The organism is Streptomyces sp. ADI95-17, assembly GCF_003846175.1.
Taxonomy (GTDB): Bacteria; Actinomycetota; Actinomycetes; order Streptomycetales; family Streptomycetaceae; genus Streptomyces; species Streptomyces sanglieri.
Genome location: NZ_ML123049.1, coordinates 404,478 through 426,244, shown reverse-complemented (window position 1 = coordinate 426,244; position 21,767 = coordinate 404,478). Strand labels below are relative to the sequence as shown.

19 protein-coding genes and 1 pseudogene are annotated in these 21,767 nt (G+C 72.7%); 13 read left to right on the top strand and 7 right to left on the bottom strand.

Annotation, left to right across the window (positions count from 1 at the left end):
- Positions 1-1,059, top strand: a pseudogene (locus EES42_RS28680) (pyridine nucleotide-disulfide oxidoreductase); the annotation flags it as partial.
- A gap of 157 nt (positions 1,060-1,216) precedes the next feature.
- Positions 1,217-2,074: a polysaccharide deacetylase family protein gene (locus EES42_RS28675; protein WP_124721554.1), complete on the top strand. Its 858-nt coding sequence runs from the start codon at positions 1,217-1,219 to the stop codon at positions 2,072-2,074.
- A gap of 18 nt (positions 2,075-2,092) precedes the next feature.
- On the opposite strand, the gene EES42_RS28670 is transcribed toward EES42_RS28675, so the two are convergent.
- From EES42_RS28670 to EES42_RS28660, 4 genes are read right to left on the bottom strand one after another with little or no spacing between them, the layout of a single operon-like run.
- Positions 2,093-2,296, bottom strand: coding sequence for a hypothetical protein (locus tag EES42_RS28670; protein ID WP_124721175.1), 204 nt, complete (start codon positions 2,294-2,296; stop codon positions 2,093-2,095).
- Between the two features lie 14 nt (positions 2,297-2,310).
- Entirely contained in the window at positions 2,311-2,979 is a 669-nt protein-coding gene (locus EES42_RS46455; protein ID WP_241196636.1) for an ABC transporter, read from the bottom strand.
- Positions 2,976-3,833 carry an ATP-binding cassette domain-containing protein gene (locus EES42_RS46450; protein WP_241196635.1) on the bottom strand — a complete coding sequence of 286 codons (858 nt, stop codon included), beginning with the start codon at positions 3,831-3,833 and terminating at the stop codon, positions 2,976-2,978. The genes EES42_RS46455 and EES42_RS46450 overlap by 4 nt, the downstream gene beginning before the upstream one ends.
- 44 nt (positions 3,834-3,877) lie before the next feature.
- Entirely contained in the window at positions 3,878-4,552 is a 675-nt protein-coding gene (locus tag EES42_RS28660; protein WP_124721173.1) for an AIM24 family protein, read from the bottom strand.
- 72 nt (positions 4,553-4,624) lie between these two features.
- Between EES42_RS28660 and EES42_RS28655 the strand changes: the two genes are divergently transcribed.
- The 4 genes from EES42_RS28655 to EES42_RS28640 all read left to right on the top strand — a co-directional run bounded on the left by EES42_RS28655 (position 4,625) and on the right by EES42_RS28640 (position 8,724).
- The gene (locus EES42_RS28655) at positions 4,625-5,374 is read left to right on the top strand and encodes a peptidyl-tRNA hydrolase (protein ID WP_124721172.1); all 750 of its coding nucleotides are present in this window, start codon (positions 4,625-4,627) and stop codon (positions 5,372-5,374) included.
- 106 nt (positions 5,375-5,480) lie between these two features.
- Positions 5,481-6,779, top strand: a complete 1,299-nt coding sequence (locus tag EES42_RS28650; protein ID WP_124721171.1) for an MbnB/TglH/ChrH family RiPP precursor modification enzyme — start codon at positions 5,481-5,483, stop codon at positions 6,777-6,779.
- Positions 6,780-6,784: 5 nt separating this feature from the next.
- Positions 6,785-7,843, top strand: coding sequence for a TIGR04222 domain-containing membrane protein (locus EES42_RS28645; protein ID WP_124721170.1), 1,059 nt, complete (start codon positions 6,785-6,787; stop codon positions 7,841-7,843).
- A gap of 89 nt (positions 7,844-7,932) precedes the next feature.
- Positions 7,933-8,724, top strand: a complete 792-nt coding sequence (locus EES42_RS28640) for a TIGR04222 domain-containing membrane protein (protein WP_124721169.1) — start codon at positions 7,933-7,935, stop codon at positions 8,722-8,724.
- Positions 8,725-8,884: 160 nt separating this feature from the next.
- Here EES42_RS28640 and hemQ read toward each other — a convergent pair whose 3' ends face one another.
- The gene (gene hemQ, locus EES42_RS28635) at positions 8,885-9,613 is read right to left on the bottom strand and encodes a hydrogen peroxide-dependent heme synthase (protein ID WP_124721168.1); all 729 of its coding nucleotides are present in this window, start codon (positions 9,611-9,613) and stop codon (positions 8,885-8,887) included.
- 4 nt (positions 9,614-9,617) lie between these two features.
- Positions 9,618-11,105: a protoporphyrinogen oxidase gene (gene hemG / locus EES42_RS28630; RefSeq protein WP_124721167.1), complete on the bottom strand. Its 1,488-nt coding sequence runs from the start codon at positions 11,103-11,105 to the stop codon at positions 9,618-9,620.
- 126 nt (positions 11,106-11,231) lie between these two features.
- Between hemG and EES42_RS28625 the strand changes: the two genes are divergently transcribed.
- Both EES42_RS28625 and EES42_RS28620 read left to right on the top strand, forming a co-directional pair.
- Positions 11,232-12,203: a DUF4349 domain-containing protein gene (locus EES42_RS28625; RefSeq protein WP_124721166.1), complete on the top strand. Its 972-nt coding sequence runs from the start codon at positions 11,232-11,234 to the stop codon at positions 12,201-12,203.
- 50 nt (positions 12,204-12,253) lie between these two features.
- Complete coding sequence (locus EES42_RS28620) at positions 12,254-13,639, top strand: FAD-dependent oxidoreductase (protein ID WP_124721165.1); 1,386 nt, start codon at positions 12,254-12,256, stop codon at positions 13,637-13,639.
- Between the two features lie 24 nt (positions 13,640-13,663).
- Here EES42_RS28620 and hemE read toward each other — a convergent pair whose 3' ends face one another.
- Positions 13,664-14,716: a uroporphyrinogen decarboxylase gene (gene hemE, locus EES42_RS28615; RefSeq protein ID WP_124721553.1), complete on the bottom strand. Its 1,053-nt coding sequence runs from the start codon at positions 14,714-14,716 to the stop codon at positions 13,664-13,666.
- Between the two features lie 149 nt (positions 14,717-14,865).
- On the opposite strand from hemE, the gene EES42_RS28610 reads away from it, so the two are divergent.
- From EES42_RS28610 to EES42_RS28590, 5 genes are all read left to right on the top strand, one after another.
- A complete protein-coding gene (locus tag EES42_RS28610; RefSeq protein WP_124721164.1) occupies positions 14,866-15,525 on the top strand; it encodes a DUF3000 domain-containing protein in 660 nt (219 codons plus the stop codon).
- Positions 15,526-15,781: 256 nt separating this feature from the next.
- Complete coding sequence (locus EES42_RS28605; protein ID WP_024488613.1) at positions 15,782-16,444, top strand: helix-turn-helix transcriptional regulator; 663 nt, start codon at positions 15,782-15,784, stop codon at positions 16,442-16,444.
- 115 nt (positions 16,445-16,559) lie between these two features.
- Entirely contained in the window at positions 16,560-17,834 is a 1,275-nt protein-coding gene (locus tag EES42_RS28600) for an HRDC domain-containing protein (RefSeq protein ID WP_206433626.1), read from the top strand.
- Between the two features lie 288 nt (positions 17,835-18,122).
- Complete coding sequence (locus EES42_RS28595) at positions 18,123-19,352, top strand: thiolase family protein (protein ID WP_124721163.1); 1,230 nt, start codon at positions 18,123-18,125, stop codon at positions 19,350-19,352.
- Positions 19,349-21,478, top strand: coding sequence for a 3-hydroxyacyl-CoA dehydrogenase NAD-binding domain-containing protein (locus EES42_RS28590; protein WP_124721162.1), 2,130 nt, complete (start codon positions 19,349-19,351; stop codon positions 21,476-21,478). The genes EES42_RS28595 and EES42_RS28590 overlap by 4 nt, the downstream gene beginning before the upstream one ends.
- Positions 21,479-21,767 lie beyond the last annotated feature (289 nt).

The following is a 21,767-nucleotide window of genomic DNA, read 5'->3' as shown; positions in this document are numbered from 1 at the left end:
GTCGGCCAGGCCGCGGGCACCGCCGCCGCGCTCTGCGCCGCCCGGGGCATCACCCCGCGCGCGCTCGACGTGCCCGCGCTGCAGCGCACCCTGCTGCGGGAGGACGCCTCCGTCGTCGGCCTGGCGTCGAGCGACCCGGAGGATCTGGCCCTGAGCGCCACCGCCACGGCCTCGTCCACCCTGACGGAGCTCGCCGCCGAGGCGCTGTTGGAGCGTGTGCCGCTGACCGCCGACGCCGGTCTGGTGCTGCCCGTCGACCCCGAGCTGACCGGCCTCGAACTGCTCGTCGACGCCGAGCGGGACACCGAACTCGTCGTCGAGCTGTACGACCCGGAGCTCGGGCAGAACTACGTCCCGCGCCGCCTCGTCGCCTCCGTCACCGTCCCGGTCGCCGCCGGGCCGAAGCAGTGGGTCGGGACGGGGCTGCGCTGGTCGCCCGGGAGCGCCCGCAACGCCTTCGTCCGGGTACGGGCGAACGAGGACCTCGCCCTGTACAGCACCGACGGGCCGGCCCCGGGCGTCCTCGGCTTCACCCACGTACCGCTGCGCCCGGAGCAGGAGTCGCCGCAGCCGCTGCGCGAGTGGACCGACGACGGCCTGCTGCGCCGCGCCTTCTGCTTCCGGGCGGGCGGGACCGCCGCGTACGCCCCCGCCAGGGCCGTGGACGGCTACGCCCGCCCGTACGCCGGTCCGCACATGTGGGTCTCCGAGCCGCTCCGGGACGGCGTCGGGGCCTGGCTGGAGCTGGCCTGGCCGCAGCCGGTCACCCTGGGCCGGATCGACGTGCTCGCCGACGACGACGTCAACGAGGACCTGATCAACCTGCACCACCACCGGACCCCGTTCGAGACGCTGCCCACCCTGCTGCGGGACTACCGCGTCGAGGCACGCGAGGCGGACGGCACCTGGCGGACCGTCTCCCGCTCGACGGACAACCGGCGGCGCCGCCAGGTGCACACCCTGGACGAGCCGGTCACCTCGACGGCTCTGAGGATCGTCGTCGAGGCGACCAACGGCGCCCCGTCGGCCCACGTCGTCGCCGTCCGCGCCTACGCGTAGGCGCGGTTCGGCGGGGGCGGACCGGCCGGCCCACTCGGCCGGTCCGCCCCCGCCGACTCGACGGCCCGGGTGAATCCGGGCGCGACTCCGGCCGAGCGCTGCCCCATATCCACCCATAGGTCAGATAAGCCGATACTTTCCGCTGGTGACTCATTCTGTGCGGAAATCGACGGCTCTGACCGTTCTCGGTGTGGTGCTCGGCAGCCTCGCCGGCTGCGGGGGCCCCGGCAGTGCGCCTGCCGACGGCCCCCCGGCCGCCGGGCGTACGCCCGTCGCGGCCCACGCCCCGTCGCACGCGGCCTCGGCGCCGCCCACGCTGGCTCCGGGCCCCGGCGCGCGGACGCCGGTCTTCGAACGCGGGGTGAAGGCCGGCGAGAAGGTGGTGGCGCTGACCTTCGACGCCGACATGACGGCCGACGAGGGACCGCGCGCGGCGGCCGGCGAGCATTTCGACAATCCCGGACTCATCGATCTGCTGCGCCGGGCGAAGGTGCCGGCCACGGTCTTCATGACGGGGCGGTGGGCCGATGAGTACCCGGCGCAGGCCAGGTCCATCGGCGCCGATCCGCTCTTCGAGGTCGGCAACCACTCGTACAGCCACTACGCCTTCAAGTCCCCCTGCTACGGGCTGCCGGCCGTGCCGAAGGACGGCATGCGCGCCGATGTGGCGCGGGCCTCCGCCTCGTTCCGGAAGGCGGGAGTGCGCAACACGGTGCCGTACTTCCGCTTCCCCGGCGGCTGCTACGACGATGCCTCGCTGCGCGCGCTCGCGCCCGAGAAGGTGACGGCGGTCCAGTGGGACGTCATCAGCGGCGACGCCTTCGCGACGGACCCGGACGCGGTGGCCGAGCAGGTGCTGGACGAGGTGAAGCCGGGGTCACTGGTCGTCATGCACTGCACCCTCAGCGCGGCGCCGGTCACCGACGAGGCGGTCGAGCGGATCGTTCCGGAGCTGCGCGAGCGCGGGTACCGCTTCGTGAAGGTCTCCGACCTGATCCGGGCCGCGCAGCACTGACCGCGGCCCGTGTCCCGCTCAGCCGGAGCACGCCGTGCGCTGGGCCTCCTGCCATTCGCAGACCGGGCAGAGGGTGATGCCCTTCACCGACTCCGGGTACTCGGTCGGCTTCCGGCAGAGCACGCACTCGGCGTACGGGGGCCCCGCGGCGGTCTCCGTCCCGGTGGCTGCGGTGGTCGCGGTGGATGCACCGCAGTACGTCTCTTCCCTGCGTTCGTCCATGCGTACGAGCCTACTCAGGCGCGCCGGGAAGCCACCTTGCCGACAAGCGCGGCCGCTGCGACGGCGAGGGCGGTGGCGGCGACGAGCGACAGGACGGGCAGGTGCACCGTGCCCGTCCGCGACCCGGTGACCAGGCCGGTCACGGCGGCGTTCGCGGGCGAACCACCGGTCACCAGGGCCGCCAGGGCGAGCAGCACGGTGGCGGCGACGGACCAGCCGCGCCGGTGCAGCAGCGGCCGGGTGCAGAGCGCGCCGATCACCGCCCCCAGCAGCACACAGCAGGCGACGGCGAGCAGCCCCGCGATCCCGGCGGGCAGCAGCGGCACCCGGACGGAACTGTCGGCACTGGCCGGCTTGCTGATCAGCAGCACGATCGAAGTGGCGGCCGCGCCCAGCAGCCCGGCGCAGCCGAGCCCGGCGAGCAGCGCCGCCAGGTGCGCCCTCGCCGGTCCCGCCGCCGCGGCGGTGACGGTGCGGGCGGCGGGCGGTTCCTGGCCGGCACAGAGCTGTACGAGCCAGGCGGTGACGGGCAGGAGCCCGGCGGCGGTGTAGCCGAGCGAGTCGAGGACGGGCTGTCCCCACTGCACTCCGATGGCGATGAAGGCCGCGTACAGCAGGACCGGGGCGAGCCAGCGCTGGGAGCGGACCAGCAGGGCGGTCTGGTAGCGCAGGAGGGCGGTCATGGTGCCTCGGGGGTCGGGCGGTCGCCCGGGTCCGTGGCGGACCGGTGCGGACCGGGGCTCTCGACACGGGCGGGTGCGGTGGCCACGTGCCGGATGTGCCAGGGCGGGTGGGCGGTGAGCAGGGTGCGCAGCAGCGCGTCGGAGTGCGCGGCCGCGACGGTGAGCCGTACGCCTCCGCCGGGCGCGGGGGTGTGCTCCGGAGCGCCCGGCAGTCCGGCGGGGAGCTTGGCGCCGGGCGGGCCCGCCGCCTCGATCCGTATCCGCGGGCCGGTCCCGGTGGCGGGTGCCCCGGGGGCGGCGAGGAGGGTGTTGCCCTCGATCCGGAACACGGCGTCGGCCGCCCCGGCGAGCCTGCGCGGGTCGTGGTCGACGAAGACGACGGTGGCGCCGGACGCGACCCGTTCGGCCACCGCCCGGTCCAGCTCGTCGCGGGCCGCCGTGTCGAGCCCGGTCCAGGCCTCGTCCAGGATCAGCAGCTCCGGCTCGGCGAGGAACGCCTGGGCGACGGCGACCTTCTGGCTGGTGCCCTTGGAGAGTTCCGGCAGCGGTGTACGGGCGTGGCCTGCGGCCCCGAAGCGGGCCAGCCAGGACCTGGCGCGGTCCGCCGCCTCGGGGGTCCGCAGGCCGTGGATCCGGCCGAGGTGGACGAGGTACCCGGACGCGGTGAACGGCAGCGCGGCCGGGAAGCGCTCGGGGACGTAGGCGGTGCGTGCCCTGCGGCCGGAGATCCGGCCCTCCGTCGGGGCGTCGATCCCGGCGAGCAGCCGCAGCAGGGTCGACTTGCCGGTGCCGTTGGCCCCCTCGATCCGGATCAGGGTGTGTGTGGGCAGGTCGAGGTCGATCCCACGCAGCACCCAGGGGCCGCCGATCCCGTATCGGCGGCCGACCCCGTCCAGCCTCAGTTGGCCGTCTTCTCGGGCTTGGCCTCGCTGGGCCGCACGATCACGAATCCCTCGCCGTCCAGCCGCAGTTGGACGGCCTCGCCGGATCCGCCGCGGATCATCGAGCCGACGCTCTGCGAACGGTGCAGCGACGTGGTCAGGTTGGCGCTCCAGCCGACCACCGCGTCCGTGTCGACGCAGACCGGCTGCTGCGGCGTGACGGGAATCACGATGGGGTGGCCCTCACACATCAGGCCGAGCTTGCCGTAGCCGGTGAAAACGCTGTTGAAGAGCCCGCCGCCGGTCATCCCGGCGCCCTTCACGGTCTTGATCTCGTAGGACAGTGTGGGGTCGAAGCAGAGCACGTTGCGGCCGTTGATCGTGAGGACGTCGCCGTGCTCCATCTCCACGATGAAACAGTTGGCGGCCTCGTGCGCGAACCAGGCCTCGCCCTGGCCGCGGACCGCCATCAGCGGCAGTCCCTCGCCGGTGACGGCGCGCTTCAGCATGCCGCCTATGCCCTGACCCTTGCGCTCGAACTGCAGATCACCGCGGAAGGCGATCATCGCTCCCTGGCGGGCGTGCATCTCGCCGTTGACGGCGTATTTGATGGATTTGGCGTTCTGCAGGGTCATCCCGGGGGCTGTCGCCTGCTGTGCCAGGTTCTCGCTGGAAAAGAGATCGCTCTTCATGCGGTGCATCCTCACCCGGAGCGATCCATTCCGCCAAGAGACCCGGATCGGGCGGCTGGCAGACTGGACCGGGTGAGCAGCAATGACATTCCCGCGTCCCCGTCCACTCCCCGTTCGCCCGGGGCGGACAGCCCGTTCAGGTCGGAGCCGACGAGCCGCGACGAGGCGCCGCAGTACGTACTGCCGTTGGTCGTGCACATCGAGAAGACGGCTCCCCCGGCACGTACCGACGCGTTGCGGACGGCGGCCCGCGCGGTGCTCGTGATGCTCAGCGACGAGCGCTCGACCGGCGAGGGCGAGTGGGCGCGGGTGATGCGGGACTGGCAGGACGCCCGGATCCGCAAGGTGGTGCGGCGGGCGCGCGGCGCGGAGTGGCGCAAGGCGTCGGCGCTGCCGGGCATCACGGTCACCGGTGAGAGCGCCGAGGTGCGGGTCTTCCCGCCGGTGCCGCTGGACGGCTGGCCGAAGGAACTGGCGAAGCTCCAGGTGTCGGGGACGGATCTGGACGATCCGGAGCCGCCGGCCGCGCCCGACCGCTCGGGTCCGGTGCTGTGGCTCAACCCGGAGCTGGACATGTCGGCGGGCAAGGCGATGGCGCAGGCCGGGCACGGTGCGCAGCTCGCCTGGTGGGAACTGTCGGACACGGAGCGCAAGGCGTGGCGCGAGGCGGGCTTCCCGCTCTCCGTCGCCACCGCGGAGGCGGGGAGCTGGCGGGAGCTCACGGTGAGCGGGCTTCCGGTGGTGCAGGACGCCGGGTTCACCGAGATCGCCCCCGGGTCGTGCACGGTGGTCGCCGACCACCCGGCACTGCGACGCGGCTGAGCGCCGGGGCCGGGAACCTCAAATCGAGCTCTGAACGTCCCCCTCTTCGGATTCACCACCGCCCCGAGGGGCCATGAGCCCTGCACGAGCGGAGGAGGGGGACGGCATGAAGCTGGGAATCGGGATCGGCTGGCGGCCGGAGATCGCGGAGGCCGTCGAGGCGCTGCCCGGGATCGACTGGGTGGAGGCGGTCGCGGAGAACATCTGCACCGGTCATCTGCCCGATTCGCTGGTACGGCTGCGGGAGCGCGGTGTCACGGTCGTACCGCACGGGGTCTCGCTGGGGCTCGGCGGTGCCGACCGCCCCGACCAGGGCCGGCTCGCGGATCTCGCCGCCCGCGCCGAGCTGCTCTCCGCGCCGCTGGTGACCGAGCACATCGCGTTCGTACGGGCCGGGGGGCCGCGCGTCTCCTCGCCGGTTCTGGAGGCGGGTCATCTGCTGCCCGTCCCGCGGACCCGGGACGCGCTGGACGTGCTCTGCGAGAACGTACGCATCGCGCAGGACTCGCTGCCGGTGCCGCTGGCCCTGGAGAACATCGCGGCGCTGATCTCCTGGCCCGGCGAGGAGCTGACCGAGGGGCAGTTCCTGGCGGAGCTGGTCGAGCGCACCGGGGTACGGCTGCTGATCGACGTGGCCAATCTGCACACCAACCACGTCAACCTCGGCGAGGACCCGGCCACCGCGCTCGACGAGCTGCCGGTGGAGGCCATCGCTTACGTGCATGTGGCGGGCGGCGTCGAGAGGGACGGCGTGTGGCACGACACCCACGCCCACCCGGTCACCGGGCCGGTCCTCGACGTCCTGGCCGAGCTCCGCTCCCGGGTCGACCCGCCCGGCGTCCTGCTGGAGCGCGACGACGACTTTCCGCCGGCCGCGGAGCTGGCGGGCGAACTGGGCATGATCCGCGCCACTTTGGGCGGGGCGTCGGGGGGCGCGGAGCGGCCCGCCCCGCGTGTCCGCCCGTCCGCGCCGGCCGGGGCGTCCACGCCCGCCGACGCCACGCGCGACCGGCTCGCGGCGGCCCAGACCGCGCTGCTCTCCGCGCTCGTCGCCGGCGGGCCCGCCCCGCAGGGCTTCGACCGGGAACGCCTCGGCGTCCAGAGCCGCGCCCTGGCCGCCAAGCGGGCCGGGGTCGTCGCCAAGGTGGCGCCCGAGCTGCCGGAGATCCTCGGCAGCGGCTACCGGGACGCCTTTCTCTCGTACGCCGGTGCCCGCCCGATGTCCGGCGGATACCGGCGCGACGCGCTGGACTTCGCCGAGCAGCTGCTGATCGCGGGCCGGCCCGCCGACGCCGCCGCCCGGCGCCGGCTGACCCACTGGTGGCAGGACCGGGCCGGTGCGCACCCACCGCGCCGCACGACCCGGCTGGTACGAGCCGCCCGCGCGGCCCTGATCGGAAGGTGACCGGCATGAACACCGTCGCACTGCTGGTGGACCTCGGGATCGTGGTCTCCTCCGTGCTCCTGATCGTGGGGCTCTCGCGGGCCCGTGGCGGCGCCGGCGGCGCCGTCCACGACCTTCACGAGGTCGCCTTCCTCAACGGCGGTCCGGGCAGGGTCGTGGACACCGCGCTCACCGCGATGCAGGCGGACGGCCGGATCGCCGTCGGCGGTCCCGGAATCGTCGCCGTCCAGCGGGCCGAAGCCCATGACCCGGTGGAACGCGCGGTGCTCCAGGAGCACGCCACGGCTCCCAGCGGGGCGCTGCACACCCTGCGCGAGGCGGTGATGCGGCACCCGGCGGTGCAGGAGGTCGGCGACGGGCTCGCGGCCCGCGGTCTGCTGGCCGCGCCCACCGCGAGCCGGACGTGGCGCCGCTGGGGCATCGTCCAGGGGCTGGTCTGCGTACTGGCCGTCCCGCTCACCGTCGTGGCGACCGTGGCCCAGTCCCTGTCCGACGAACTGTCCCCGGACTCCCACGTGCCGTTCGTCTTCAAGGTGCTCCCGGTCCTGATCCTCGGCCTGCTCACCGGCTTCATCTGCGCCGGCGTCGCCCGGGGCCGCGTCACCAGGTCGGGGCGCCGGGCCGCCGAGGCCTACCGCGCCGCTCACGCCTACGACCCGGGCCCGGCCCGTCTGGTGGCCACGCACGGGCTGCGGGCGCTCCCCGATCCGGTGCTCCAGGCGCAGCTGATCGCGGCGGCCCGGATGCGGCCGCAGGGGCGGGCGGCCGGGCGGCGGGCGCACACGACGGCGGCGTCGGCGTCGTCCACGGGTTCCTCCGCCCTGCTGCTCGCGCCGGTGGTGTGGTGTGCGGGTACGAGCCCCGGCCACGGCAGTTGCGGGAGTTCCGGCGACGGGGGCAGTGGCGGAGGCGGCGGGGGCGGGTGCAGTTCCGGGTCGAGTTGTGGCTCGGGGTCCGGCTGCGGCGGTTCGAGCGGTTCCGGCTGCGGCGGCAGCAGCAGCAGCGGTTCCAGTTGCTCCGGCGGCGGCTCCAGCTGTGGTGGCGGGTCCAGTTGCGGCAGTTAGGGCGATTGCGGTGGCGCCGGACGGGCCCTGGCCGTCCGCATGGTGAACAGGCCATGGCTTTCCGATCCCTCCTCGCATAGAAAGCCGCCATGCTCTGGGTTCTGTTTCTGCTGGTCGCATGGGGTGCGGCAACCGTCTCGTGCGTCCGGCTCTGCCTCGTCTCGGCCCGCACGGGGCTGCTGTCCGGCGCGCCCGTCGATGACGTGGGGAGCATCGCCGCCGGTCATGAACTGACCCTGTACGAGACCGCGTTCCTGGCCGGCGGCCCCCACCGGGTGGTCGATCTGGTGCTGGCCGGGATGCATCTGCGCCGACGGCTGCTGCTCGCGCACACCGGCTGGGCGACGGTCGTCGACCCGGAGGGCCGCGACGAGATGGAGCGCACGGTGATCCGTGCGATAGGGCCGCAGGGCCAGTCCCCGATACCGCCGATACGGACCGCCGCGGCCGGCGCCGATGCCGTACGCGCGCTGGCCGACCGGCTGGTCGCCGCGGGGCTGGCGCTGCCCGGCGGCGCGGGTACCGATGTCGCGGCCGCGGTGCGCGCGGTGCGCGGCGCGGCTCTGCTGGTGGTCTCGATGGGGGCGGTAACACTGCTGATGCCCGGTCAGGAGCACGGCCCCGGCGGGCCGGTGGTGTCGCTGCTGGTGTGGTTCGGGCTGCCGCTCGCGCTGACCGTCGGCTGTCTGGCCATAGCCCGGATGGAGGTCCATCCGTACAGCTCGTGGGCGTCGCCCGCCGGTCAGCGGCTGCTCGCCGCGAACGATGTGCCGGACGCCGGGGGTGATGTGCTGGCGGCGATCGCGGTACGCGGGGTGCGCGCCGTGGACGATCCGGCGCTGCGGGCCGCGCTCGGCGGCGGTCCGGGCGGTCCGTCATGAAGTGGTGTGCGGTGGGGAGTGTCGAAGAGACGCCGGTGCGGCGCGCTGGACGCGCGCCGCACCCGGAGCCGAACCCGGTGTCGCTGGAACGGCGGGCAGCGCGTGATGCGCCGGTGCCCGCCGTCTGATCTTCCGGGTTGGGGTGGTCGGAGCCCGCTCGCTACGCGAGCCCGGCCACCAGGTCTGCAACCGACTTCCTGCGCCCCGTGTAGAACGGGACCTCTTCGCGGACGTGCATCCGCGCCTCGGAGGCCCGCAGATGACGCATCAGGTCGACGATGCGGTGGAGCTCGTCGGCCTCGAAGGCGAGGATCCACTCGTAGTCGCCGAGCGAGAAGGAGGCGACGGTGTTGGCCCGGACGTCGGGGTAGCCGCGCGCCATCTTGCCGTGGTCCGCGAGCATGCGGCGGCGGTCCTCGTCGGGCAGCAGGTACCAGTCGTAGGAGCGCACGAAGGGGTACACGCTGATGTAGTTGCGCGGCGTCTCGTCGGCCAGGAACGCCGGGATGTGGGACTTGTTGAACTCGGCGGGGCGGTGCAGCGCCATGTTCGACCAGACCGGCTCCAGCGCCAGGCCCAGCTTGGTGCGCCGGAAGAGGTTGTACGCCTCCTGGAGCTCGTCCGCCGTCTCGGCGTGCCACCAGATCATGACGTCGGCGTCGGCCCGCAGGCCGGAGAGGTCATAGGTGCCGCGGACGGTGATGTCCTTGGCCGCGAGCTGGTCGAACAGCTCCTGGACCTCGTCGGCGTAGCCGGCCCGGTCCGCGGGCAGGACGTCGCGCAGCTTGAAGACGGACCACAGCGTGTAGCGGATGACCTCGTTGAGGTCCTTGGCCTTCTTACCCGCGTTGGGGCCCTTGCTTGATTTCACAGTCTCAGGCGCACTCATACGGCTATTGTCCCGCCTCGCTCCGTGTGCCCTTAACCAGGGTCGACGTGGCGATGATCTCTTCCCCGGAACCGCCGGTGACGTCGGCCGCGATCTCGTCCGCGGCGCGGTGCGCGCTCGCGATGCACGCCGGGATGCCGACGCCGTCGTAGACCGCTCCGCAGACCCGCAGCGCGGGCAGTTTGGCGACCTCGTCGCGGATCCGGGCGACCCGGGAGAGATGGCCCACGGGGTACTGAGGCAGTCCGCCGATCCACCGGGTGACCTCGGTGTCCACCGGCTTCGCGGCCAGGCCGGTGGCCTCGGCGAGGTCGCGCAGCGACACGTCGACCAGCTCGGTGTCCTCGCGGTGGATGTGGTCCTCCTCGCCGTAGCGGCCGACGGAGGTCCGCAGGACGAAGAGGTCCGGGGCGGATTCGGCGACCCAGTTCCACTTGTGGGAGGAGAAGGTGGACGCCTTGATGGTGCGGCCGTCGACCGGGGGGACGAGGAAGCCGGAGCGGCCGTCCAGTGCGGTGGTGGCGGCGATGTCGGAGCGGCGGAAGGCCATGGTGACGAGCGCCATCGACGCGTACTCGACACCGGCGAGCTCGGCGGAGGCCGCCGGGGACTCGGCGGCGAGCAGCGTGGAGGCGGACCAGGCGGGGGCGGCGAGCACGATGCCGTCGGCGTGGATGACCCGGGTGTCCGTGCGGACGTCCCAGCCCTCGGCGCTACGGGTCAGGCCGAGGACGGGGGTGGCGGTGAGGATCTCCCCGCCGCCCGCGCGCACGGCGTCGGCGACCGCCTGCGGCAGGGTGCCGATGCCGCCGGCCAGGCCCTGGAAGACCGGTCCGGTCTGCTGCCGGGCCGCGGCCCGTTCCTGGATGCGGCGGACGCCGTCGAGCAGCGAGCCGCCCTCCCGCGCCGCCTCGAAGAGCTGCGGTACGGCGGCGCGCATCGAGATCCGGTAGGCGTCGCCCGCGTACACACCGCCGAGCAGCGGCTCCACGAGCCGGTCGACGACCTCGCGGCCGAGCCGGTCGGCGACGTACGCGCCGACGGCGACGTCGTCGCCGACGGGGGTCGGGGTGAGGTCGCGTTCCTGCGCGATGCGGGCGAGGCCCTCGGGGGTGAGCAGTCCGCCGAGCGCCGCCGGGTCGCCGGGGACGCCCATCACATGGCCCTTGGGCATGGGGCGCAGGGCGTCGCGCGTCCAGACCGACGCGGTGGCCGTGGCGGGCGGCTGGAGGCGGTCGGCGAGCCCGACGTCGTGTGCCAGGCCGACGCCCTCGGGGCGCCGGGCGAGCATCGACTCGGCGCCGAGGTCGACCTGGGTGCCGGCGATCTCGCCGGTCATGAGCTTGCCGCCGAGCCGCTCGGTGGCCTCCAGCAGGGTGACCCGCAGGCCGGTTCCGAGGAGCCGGTGGGCGGCGGCGAGACCGGCGATGCCACCGCCGATGACGACGACGTGTCCGGTGTCCGGTTCCGCGCGGTTTATTGAACGCTGCATGCCCCCACTCTCTCAAACCCGGTCCGAGTCCTGAACGTGACTGCTTCGAAACCGGTATTCGGCAACCGGTGCCCCGGTCCGGCACGTCGAACCGGCACCATCGACGACCCGCCTTGGGGGGCATTCATGCAGAGACACCGGCATCCCGGCCGTTCATCGGTCCGCCGTCCGCGTCTGGTCCTGGCAGCCGGCCTCGTGGCCGGCCTGCTCGCGCTGAGCGGCTGCGCCGCCTCGGACAGCGCGAGCGACGCGAGTTCCGGCGACAGCAAGCGGGCGTTCGGCGCCGAGGAGCGGGGCGCCGCCGACGCGGCGGCCGGGAAGGCGGAGCAGGGGACGGCCGGCTCGCCGTCACAGCGGAAGAAGACCGACGCCCTGCCCTCCGGCACCCATGTCATCCGTACCGCCGCGCTCTCGGTGGAGGTGCGGAACGTGCCGAAGGCGGCCGCGGTCGCCCGTTCGGCCGCTGAGGGTTCGGGCGGTCTGGTGGCCGACGAGAAGACCGAGCGGGTCGACGACACACATGACATGTCACGTCTCGTACTACGCGTTCCGCAGGGCGAGTACGAGGCGGTGCTGAAGCGGCTCGCGGGCACCGGAAAGCTGCTGTCGCGCACCTCGTCGGCGAAGGACGTCACCGACCAGGTGGTCGACGTGGAGAGCCGGATCGCCACCCAGCGGGCGAGTGTGGCGCGGGTACGGAAGCTGATGGACCAGGCGGAGAAGCTCAGCGACGTGGTCACGCTGGAGGGCGAGCTGAGCAGCCGTCAGGCGTCCCTGGAGTCGCTGCTCGCCCAGCAGGCGTCGCTGAAGGACCGCACCACGCTCGCCACGATCACCCTCGATCTCTCCGAGCCTGAGACGGCGGCGAAGGACGGCGACGACGGTCCCGGCTTCCTGGACGCGCTCGGCGGCGGCTGGCACGCGTTCGTGACGGCGCTGCTGTGGCTGGCGATGGCGGTGGGTGCCGCGGCCCCGTTCCTGGCCGCGGCGGCCGTGCTCCTGCTGCTGTGGCGGCTGCTGCGCCGCCGGCTGCCCGGACGCCGTGCGCCGCGGGCGCCGGGGCCGGGCGGGTCCTCGCCCGCTCCCCCGGCGTCGTAGCGTGGTCCCTTCGGACCGGGGACGGACCCCGGGTGTCGAAGGGACCAGGCATGACGGCGGAGCGACTGGTGGTCATCGGTGGTGACGCGGCGGGCATGTCCGCCGCGTCCCAGGCCCGCAGGCTCAAGGGCCCCGACGAGCTGAGCATCGTCGCGTTCGAGCGGGGCCATTTCACGTCGTACTCCGCCTGCGGCATCCCGTACTGGGTCGGCGGCGACGTCGCGGAGCGGGATGACCTCATCGCGCGTACGCCCGAGGAGCACCGGGCCCGCGACATCGACCTCCGGATGCGTACCGAGGTCACGGAGATCGATGTCGCCGGGCAGCGGGTGCGGGCGCTGGACCTGGGCTCCGGCGAGTCGTACTGGACGGGCTTCGACAAGCTGGTGATCGCGACGGGTGCCCGGCCGGTGCGTCCGGCGCTGCCCGGCATGGACGCGCCCGGGGTGCACGGGGTGCAGACCCTGGACGACGGCCAGGCGCTGCTGGAGTCCCTGGACCGGGCCCCGGGCACCGGGCGGGCGGTCGTCGTCGGGGCGGGCTACATCGGCGTGGAGATGGCGGAGGCCATGCTGAAGCACGGCTTCGAGGTGACCGTGCTCAACCGCGGCGAGCAGCCTATGGCGACGCTCGACCCCGACATGGGGCGGCTGGTCCACGACGCGATGGACGGCCTGGGCATCACCACGGTCAACCGGGCCGAGGTCACCGCGATCCGCACCGGCTCGGACGGCCGGGTCCGCGCGGTCGCCACCGGCGACGCCTCCTACCCGGCGGACGTGGTGGTGCTCGGGATCGGCGTGGAGCCGGAGACGACGCTGGCCCGCGCCGTCGGGCTGCCGCTCGGCCCGCACGGCGGGCTGCTGACCGATCTGTCGATGCGGGTCGTCGGGCACGACAACATCTGGGCGGGCGGCGACTGCGTGGAGGTCCTCGACCTGGTGGCGGGCCGCACGCGCCACATCGCGCTGGGCACCCACGCCAACAAGCACGGCCAGATCATCGGGTCCAACGTCGGCGGCGGCTACGGGACGTTCCCGGGAGTGGTCGGCACCGCGGTGAGCAAGGTGTGCGACCTGGAGATCGCCCGCACCGGTCTGCGCGAGAAGGACGCCCGCGCGGTGGGTCTGCGGTACGTCACGGCGACGATCGAGTCGACGGGCCGGGCGGGCTACTACCCGGGGGCGCGGCCGATGACGGTGAAGATGCTCGCGGAGTACCGCACGGGCCGGCTGCTCGGGGTGCAGATCGTGGGCCGGGACGGGGCGGCCAAGCGGGTGGACATCGCGGCGGTGGCGCTCACTGCCGGGATGACGGTGGAGCAGATGACCGCCCTGGACCTGGGTTACGCCCCGCCGTTCTCGCCGGTCTGGGACCCGGTCCTGGTGGCGGCCCGCAAGGCGGTGACCGCGGTACGGCGGGCGGGCACCGCCTGAGTGCGCGGTGCCCGGCCCGGCCGCTCAGCGCTCGGTGCTGGTGTGCACGTACTCGACGAGCCGGGTCAGCGCGTCCGGGTCCATCGTCGGCATCACGCCGTGGCCCAGGTTGAAGACATGGCCTTCGAGACCGGCGGCCGCGTCCAGCACTTCCTGGGTCTTCTCCTCCACGGTCGCCGTCGGAGCGAACAGCACCGCGGGGTCGAGGTTGCCCTGGAGCGCCTTGCCGGGACCGACCCGGCGCGCGGCCTCGTCCAGCGGGACCCGCCAGTCGACGCCGACGACATCCGCGCCCGCCTCGCCCATCAGGCCGAGGAGTTCACCGGTGCCGACACCGAAGTGGATGCGCGGGACGCCGTACGGGGCGACTGCGTCGAAGACCTTCGCGGAGGCGGGCAGCACCGAACGGCGGTAGTCGGCGGGGGCCAGCGCGCCCACCCAGGAGTCGAAGAGCTGCACGGCGGAGGCGCCGGCCTCGATCTGCACCTTGAGGAAGGCGCCGGTGATCTCGGCGAGCCGGTCGAGCAGATCGGCCCAGAGCTGCGGGTCGCCGTGCATCAGGGCCTTGGTGTGCTCGTGGTTGCGGGACGGGCCGCCCTCCACGAGGTAGCTGGCGAGGGTGAACGGCGCCCCGGCGAAGCCGATGAGGGGGGTGGCGCCCAGCTCGGCGGTGAGCAGCCCGATGGCCTCGGTGACGTACCGGACGTCCTCGGGGGTCAGGTCGCGCAGCCTGGCCAGGTCGGCGCGGGTGCGGACCGGCTCGGCGATCACCGGTCCGACGCCGGGCTTGATGTCGAGGTCGATGCCGATCGCCTTGAGGGGGACGACGATGTCGCTGTAGTAGACCGCGGCGTCGACCTTGTGGCGGCGGACGGGCTGCATCGTGATCTCGGCGACGAGCTCCGGCATCGTGCAGGAGTCGAGCATCGGGATGCCTTCGCGCACCTTCAGGTACTCGGGCAGGGAGCGCCCCGCCTGGCGCATGAACCAGACCGGCGTGTGCGGCACCGGCTCGCGCCGGCACGCCTTCAGGAACGCCGACTCATGGGTGGCGGAGGTATTCGTCTGCTGGCCCATGGGGCGGTCGTTGGCACTCACACCGGAATCTTCGCACGAAGCCGCGACGGCCTCGCCCCCTCCCCGACCGTGGACGCGGGGACAAGCGGCCGAGCCCGCCAGGGTGTCCCTCCCTGCGCGAAGCGCCGGTTCCGCCTACTCTTCCCCGCATGGCTCCGGCTCAGGGACAGTTCTCCGATCAAACCGATGGCGCTGACAGCAAGGACAGCGAGGAGGGTGGTTCCGTCCCGCCCGCCTTCCGGTCGGCGGTGGACGCGTTGCACTCCGCGCGGCTCCGCCCCGAGCTGGAGGTGGAGTCGACGAGGCCGCCCAAGCGGCTCGCTCCGTACGCGTACGCGCTGGAGGCGGCGGTCGTCGACGGCGAGGACGATCTCGCCGACGGCCGCCTGGTGCTGCTCCACGACCCGGCCGGACACGACGCCTGGCAGGGCACCTTCCGCCTGGTGACGCTGGTGCGGGCCGAACTGGAGCCGGAGATGGCCTCCGATCCGCTGCTGCCGGAGGTGTGCTGGTCCTGGCTGACCGGCGCGCTGGAGGCGCGCGGTCTCTCGTACGGGGAGGCGGGCGGCACGGTGACCCGGGCGGGGTCGCACTACTTCGGCGCGCTGGGCGCGAGACGCCCGGCGACCCAGATCGAGATCCGGGCGTCGTGGACGCCGCGGGAGGGCCGCGGCGGGGTGCCGGACACGGCGGCGCATCTCATGGCGTGGGGCGACCTGCTGTGCCAGATCGCCGGCCTGCCGCCGTCGGGCCCCACCGACGCGGCGGTGGTGACACTTCCGCAACGGCGCGGTCCGCAGGTTTCCTGATCTTCTGCTCTGAATTCTCTGGCCGAAACCCTACCCCTGCCGGTAACTGTGCGTCATATTTCGCGCACGGTTACCGGCGTTCTTGTCGTACAATCGATCGCATGTCCGATTTGCCCGAATTGTTACTCACGAAATCGTGATCTTCCCCTAAAGGAGCACGGGTCTGCTGCCGAAGAGGTCAATGACCCTTCAAGCACGGTTCGCCCCGGCTTCATCCCCGAGCCGGCCCGTCCCGTCCACTCCCCCAGGAGGCCTGGTGTCCGTTCTCCTAGAGCAGCCCGCAAGCCTGGTCGCCTACCGCCCGAACAAGCCGACGGCCATGGTCGTCGTGGCCGACCCGCGCGTCCGTTCCACCGTCACCCGCCATCTGTGGGCACTCGGAGTACGTGACGTCATCGAGGCGTCGTCCATCGCGGAGGCTCGTCCCCGCGTCGGCAATCCGCGCGACATCTGCGTAGCCGACGTCCACCTGCCCGACGGTTCCGGGCTGACCCTGTTGTCCGAGACCCGAGCAGCCGGCTGGCCGAACGGCCTCGCCCTCTCCGCCGCCGATGACATCGGCGCCGTGCGTAACGCCCTCGCGGGCGGCGTGAAGGGCTATGTAGTCACCGGCACACGTACCAATATCGGCCACCCCACCCGTCCCGGCGTCGCCCCCATCGGCGCCAACGCCGCCCGTATGCACCGCCGGCCCCCCGGCACCCCGAGCCACCCGGGCGGCTACCGCGAACTGTCCGGCCGCGAGGTCGAGGTCCTCCGGCTGGTCGCCGAGGGCCAGTCCAACAAGGCCATCGGCGTCTCGATGGGCCTGTCCGCACTGACCGTCAAGAGCCACCTCGCCCGAATCGCCCGCAAGCTCGGCACCGGAGACCGCGCCGGAATGGTCGCCGTCGCCCTGCGAACGGGAATCATCCACTGACGCCCGCACCCCGGCGGGTCCACGCAGGCACGGACCGGCTGGTTTGCATTCATCGGCGCCCGTCGACGGAACGTTCCGTCGACGGGCGCCGTACATACACAGATACCCTTGACACGTGACCGACGCCCAAGAGACCGCAGCAGACACTTCACTGCGAACCACCGGGGGCGCTCCCCCGGACGACGTCGCCCCGGCGCCGATCCCCTTGCTCGAACCTCGCGAGGGCATTCCCCCGGTGGTGGCCTCCGACGACGCCCTCGCCCGGGTGATCGCCGACTTCGCCGGCGGCTCCGGCCCGGTGGCCGTCGACGCCGAGCGCGCCTCCGGCTACCGCTACGGCCAGCGCGCCTATCTCGTACAGCTGCGCCGTGACGGCGCGGGCAGCGCGCTGATCGACCCCGTCGGCTGCCCCGACCTGTCGGGCCTCGGCGAGGTGCTGAGCGGCAGCGAGTGGATCCTGCACGCCGCCACCCAGGACCTGCCCTGCCTGCGCGAAATAGGGATGACACCCACCGGGCTCTTCGACACGGAGCTGGCCGGACGGCTGGCCGGCTTCCCGCGCGTCGGCCTCGGCGCCATGGTCGAGAGCGTGCTCGGCTACTCGCTGGAGAAGGGCCACTCCGCCGTCGACTGGTCCACCCGCCCGCTGCCCGACCCCTGGCTGCGCTACGCGGCGCTCGATGTCGAGCTGCTGATCGATCTGCGCAACGCCCTGGAGGAGGAACTAGACCGGCAGGGCAAGCTGGACTGGGCCCGCGAGGAGTTCGACGCGATCGCCTCTGCGCCGCCCGCTCCCCCGCGCAAGGACCCGTGGCGCCGCACGTCGGGCATGCACAAGGTCCGCCGTCGCCGCCAGATGGCGGTGGTGCGGGAGCTGTGGACCGCGCGCGACCAGGTCGCCCGGCGCCGCGACATCTCGCCCGGCAAGGTGCTGGGCGACGCCGCGATCGTCGAGGCCGCGCTCGCGCTGCCGCCGAACACGCAGGCGCTGACCGCGCTGCCCGGGTACGGCCACCGCATGGGGCGGCGCCAGCTGGAGCAGTGGCAGGCGGCCATCGACCGGGCCAAGGCGCTGCCGGACACCGAGCTGCCGCAGCCCGGCCAGACCCTCGCCGGTCCGCCGCCGCCCCGCGCCTGGGCGGACAAGGACCCCGCGGCGGCGGCCCGGCTCTCGGCCGCCCGCGCCGCGGTGTCGGAACTCGCCGAGCGGCTGCACATGCCGCAGGAGAACCTGATCACCCCGGACACGGTGCGCCGGGTCTGCTGGGAGCCGCCGAAGAATCTGACGCCGGACTCGGTCGAGACCGCGCTCGCCGGGTACGGGGCGCGTCGCTGGCAGATCGAGCAGGTGGCCCCGCTGCTGGTCGGTGCGCTGGCGCAGACCGCCTGAGCGGCCGTCGCCGGAGGGCTCTTCGAGGGGCGTAATCGCGCCAGGTTGTGCGGCCCGCGGCCACATCGTGTTCCCGATCGCCGGACGGGGCTGAATTCCAGCCCCGTCCGGCGATCGCCGTTCTGGGGCCGGAACGGCACCCGTACCGGGTCCCGCCCGCATGTGACCTTCACCGCTCCCGCCGTGGGGGGTGGGCAGTCTGGTTACCCGCAAGTAGCATGATGGTGGCGGCGCGCTTCCGGGCGTGCCGCGCAGCAGTGCCATCCCGCACCCTGGAGGAGAGCCACCGTGCCTCGTACCATCCGGGACGTCGTCTTCGTCGACGGCGTCCGCACCCCGTTCGGCAAAGCGGGCCCGAAGGGCATCTACCACGAGACCCGCGCCGACGATCTCGTCGTGAAGGCCATCCGGGAGCTGCTGCGCCGCAACCCGGACCTGGACCCCGCGAAGATCGACGAGGTCGCCATCGCGGCGACCACCCAGATCGGCGACCAGGGCCTGACGCTGGGCCGTACCGCCGGAATCCTGGCCGGGCTGCCGCAGTCCGTGCCCGGTTACTCCATCGACCGCATGTGCGCGGGCGCCCTGACCGCCGTCACCTCGACGGCCGGTTCCATCGCCTTCGGCGCGTACGACGTCGTCGTCGCCGGTGGCGTCGAGCACATGGGCCGCCACCCGATGGGCGAGGGCGTGGACCCCAACCCGCGCTTCGTGTCGGAGAAGCTGGTCGACGAGTCCGCCCTGTTCATGGGCATGACCGCGGAGAACCTGCACGACCGGTACCCGCAGATCACCAAGCTCCGCGCCGACGAGTACGCGGTCCGCTCGCAGGAGAAGGCCGCCAAGGCGTACGCCAACGGCAAGATCCAGCAGGACCTGGTGCCGGTCTCCGTGCGCCGCACCAACGCCGAGGCCGGCGAGACCGGCTGGGGCCTGGTCACCGCCGACGAGCCGATGCGCCCGGGTACCACCCTGGAGTCGCTCGCCGGTCTGAAGACCCCGTTCCGTGCCCACGGCCGGGTCACCGCCGGTAACGCCGCCGGTCTCAACGACGGCGCCACCGCCTCCCTGCTCGCCGCCGAGGACGTCGCCCGCGAGCTGGGCCTCCCGGTGAAGATGCGCCTGGTCTCGTACGCCTTCGCGGGCGTCGAGCCGGAGGTCATGGGCTACGGCCCGATCCCGTCGACCGAGAAGGCCCTGGCGAAGGCCGGGCTGACCATCGACGACATCGGCCTGTTCGAGATCAACGAGGCGTTCGCCGTCCAGGTGCTCGCCTTCCTCGACCACTACGGCATCGCCGACGACGACGCGCGCGTCAACCAGTACGGCGGCGCCATCGCCTACGGTCACCCGCTGGCCTCCTCCGGTGTGCGTCTGATGACTCAGCTGGCCCGCCAGTTCGAGGAGCAGCCGGAGGTCCGCTACGGCCTGACGACGATGTGCGTCGGCTTCGGCATGGGCGCGACGGTCGTCTGGGAGAACCCGCACTTCGACAAGGCCGACGGAGGCAACAAGTGAGCTCCACCACTGAGCTTCTGAAGGGCGCGGCCGAGCTGTTCCCCGGCGAGGTCGTCACGCAGGCGCACGTACGCCACCTGGACCTTCCGGCCGGTGCGGGGCGCTTCGCCCTCATCACGCTGGACAACGGCCTGGACCACACCAAGCCGACCACCTTCGGACCGCAGTCGCTGGCGAACCTGAACGCCGCCGTCGACCAGGTCGAGAAGGAGGCCGCCGAGGGCGCGATCACCGGTATCGGCATCACCGGCAAGCCGTTCATCTTCGCGGTCGGCGCCGACCTCAAGGGCGTCGAGCTGCTGAAGAACCACGACGACGCGCTGGCCATCGGCAAGGGCGGCCACGACGTCTTCCGCCGTCTCTCCGGCCTCGCGGTCCCGACGTTCGCGTACTACAACGGCGCGGCGATGGGCGGCGGTGTCGAGGTCGGTCTGCACTGCTCGTACCGCACCGTCTCCAAGGCGCTGCCCGCGTTCTCGCTGCCCGAGGTCTTCCTCGGTCTGGTCCCGGGCTGGGGCGGCTGTGCGCTGCTTCCCAACCTGATCGGTGCCGACCGCGCGGTCTCGGTCATCATCGAGAACTCGCTGAACCAGAACCGCCAGCTCAAGGGCAAGCAGGTCTTCGAGCTCGGGATCGCCGACGCGCTCTTCGAGGGCGCGGACTTCCTGGAGCAGTCGCTGATCTGGACCGCGAACGTGCTGAACGGCACGGTCACGGTGGAGCGTGCGGAGATCGACCGCGGTGACGCCTGGGACCAGGCCGTCGCGCGGGGCAAGGCGATCGCCGACTCCAAGGTGCACGGCGCCGCCCCGGCCGCGTACCGCGCGCTGGAGATCATCGCCGCGGCGAAGGACGGCGACCTGGGCGCCGGCTTCGACGCCGAGGACCAGGCCCTCGCGGACCTGATCATGGGTGGCGAGCTGCGCTCCGGGATCTACTCCTTCAACCTGGTCCAGAAGCGCGCCAAGCGCCCGGCCGGTGCCCCGGACAAGAACCTGGCCCGGCCGGTCACCAAGGTGGGCGTCGTGGGTGCGGGTCTGATGGCCTCGCAGCTGGCGCTGCTGTTCCTGCGCCGCCTGGAGGTGCCGGTCGTGCTGACCGACATCGACCAGGAGCGGGTCGACAAGGGTGTGGGCTACGTCCACGCCGAGATCGAGAAGCTGCTCGGCAAGGGCCGGATCAACCAGGACAAGGCCAACCGCCTCAAGGCCCTGGTCTCCGGTGTGCTGGACAAGGCGGAGGGCTTCTCCGACGCCGACTTCATCATCGAGGCCGTCTTCGAGGAGATCGGCGTCAAGCAGCAGGTGTTCGCGGAGGTCGAGGCGGTCGCCCCGGCGCACGCGATCCTCGCCACCAACACCTCGTCCCTCTCGGTCACCGAGATGGCGTCGAAGCTGAAGCACCCGGAGCGGGTCGTCGGCTTCCACTTCTTCAACCCGGTCGCGATCCTGCCGCTGCTGGAGATCGTCCGTGGCGAGCAGACCGACGACGCCTCGCTGGCCACGGCGTTCGGTGTGGCGCGGAAGCTGAAGAAGACCGCGGTGCTGGTGAAGGACGCCCCGGCGTTCGTCGTCAACCGCATCCTCACCCGCTTCATGGGCGAGATCCAGAACGTCATCGACGAGGGCACCCCGGTCGACGTCGCCGAGAAGGCCATCGAGCCGCTCGGCCTGCCGATGTCCCCGCTCGTGCTGCTGGAGTTGGTCGGCCCGGCCATCGGTCTGCACGTCTCGGAGACCCTGAACCGTGCCTTCCCGGACCGGTTCACCGTGTCGGAGAACCTGGCCGCGGTCGTGAAGGCCGGCAAGCGCGGCTTCTACGTCTACGACTCCGGCAAGCCGGAGCTGGACCCGGAGGTCGCCGCGCTCCTGAAGCAGGGCGATGTCGTCCTGTCCGAGGAGCAGGTCCGCGACCGGGTCCTGGACGCGGTGGCGCAGGAGATCGGTCTGATGCTGGACGAGGGCGTCGTCGCCGAGGCCCAGGACATCGACCTCTGCCTGATCACCGGCGCGGGCTGGCCCTTCCACCTGGGCGGCATCACGCCGTACCTGGACCGTGAGGGTGTCTCGGAGCGGGTGAACGGCAAGAAGTTCCTGGCGCAGGGCGTGGCGAGCGTTCCCGCCTAGGGTCTTTCCGCGGACGGGCCGTGCGGAGATGTCTCCGCACGGCCCGTCCGGCGTGTGCGGGGCTCCGGGAGGCCGGCGCCGCCGAGCCGCCCCGCTGATACTCGGCGTCCCGCAGGGCGCGGTGTCCCGTCCCGGAACTATCGAACTCATGAACTACTGAATCCGTGAATTGCAAAATTATGCAATTCACTACATGCTGGGGTGGCTGTGTCCGTAGGTAGCCGCGGGCACAGCACCAAGTCGATGCCCCGGGACGACCGGGGCGATGAGGAGCGTTGGAGACCGTGCC

What these genes read in the sequence shown, in the direction of transcription:
- EES42_RS28620 (WP_124721165.1), top strand. Translation starts at nt 12,254, where the DNA reads ATGACGGCGGAGCGACTGGTGGTCATCGGTGGTGACGCGGCGGGCATG.
- EES42_RS46455 (WP_241196636.1), bottom strand. Translation starts at nt 2,979, where the DNA reads ATGACCGCCCTCCTGCGCTACCAGACCGCCCTGCTGGTCCGCTCCCAG.
- hemG (WP_124721167.1), bottom strand. Translation starts at nt 11,105, where the DNA reads ATGCAGCGTTCAATAAACCGCGCGGAACCGGACACCGGACACGTCGTC.
- hemE (WP_124721553.1), bottom strand. Translation starts at nt 14,716, where the DNA reads ATGGGCCAGCAGACGAATACCTCCGCCACCCATGAGTCGGCGTTCCTG.
- hemQ (WP_124721168.1), bottom strand. Translation starts at nt 9,613, where the DNA reads ATGAGTGCGCCTGAGACTGTGAAATCAAGCAAGGGCCCCAACGCGGGT.
- EES42_RS28610 (WP_124721164.1), top strand. Translation starts at nt 14,866, where the DNA reads ATGGCTCCGGCTCAGGGACAGTTCTCCGATCAAACCGATGGCGCTGAC.
- EES42_RS28660 (WP_124721173.1), bottom strand. Translation starts at nt 4,552, where the DNA reads ATGAAGAGCGATCTCTTTTCCAGCGAGAACCTGGCACAGCAGGCGACA.
- EES42_RS28650 (WP_124721171.1), top strand. Translation starts at nt 5,481, where the DNA reads ATGAAGCTGGGAATCGGGATCGGCTGGCGGCCGGAGATCGCGGAGGCC.
- EES42_RS28640 (WP_124721169.1), top strand. Translation starts at nt 7,933, where the DNA reads ATGCTCTGGGTTCTGTTTCTGCTGGTCGCATGGGGTGCGGCAACCGTC.
- EES42_RS28625 (WP_124721166.1), top strand. Translation starts at nt 11,232, where the DNA reads ATGCAGAGACACCGGCATCCCGGCCGTTCATCGGTCCGCCGTCCGCGT.
- EES42_RS28670 (WP_124721175.1), bottom strand. Translation starts at nt 2,296, where the DNA reads ATGGACGAACGCAGGGAAGAGACGTACTGCGGTGCATCCACCGCGACC.
- EES42_RS28645 (WP_124721170.1), top strand. Translation starts at nt 6,785, where the DNA reads ATGAACACCGTCGCACTGCTGGTGGACCTCGGGATCGTGGTCTCCTCC.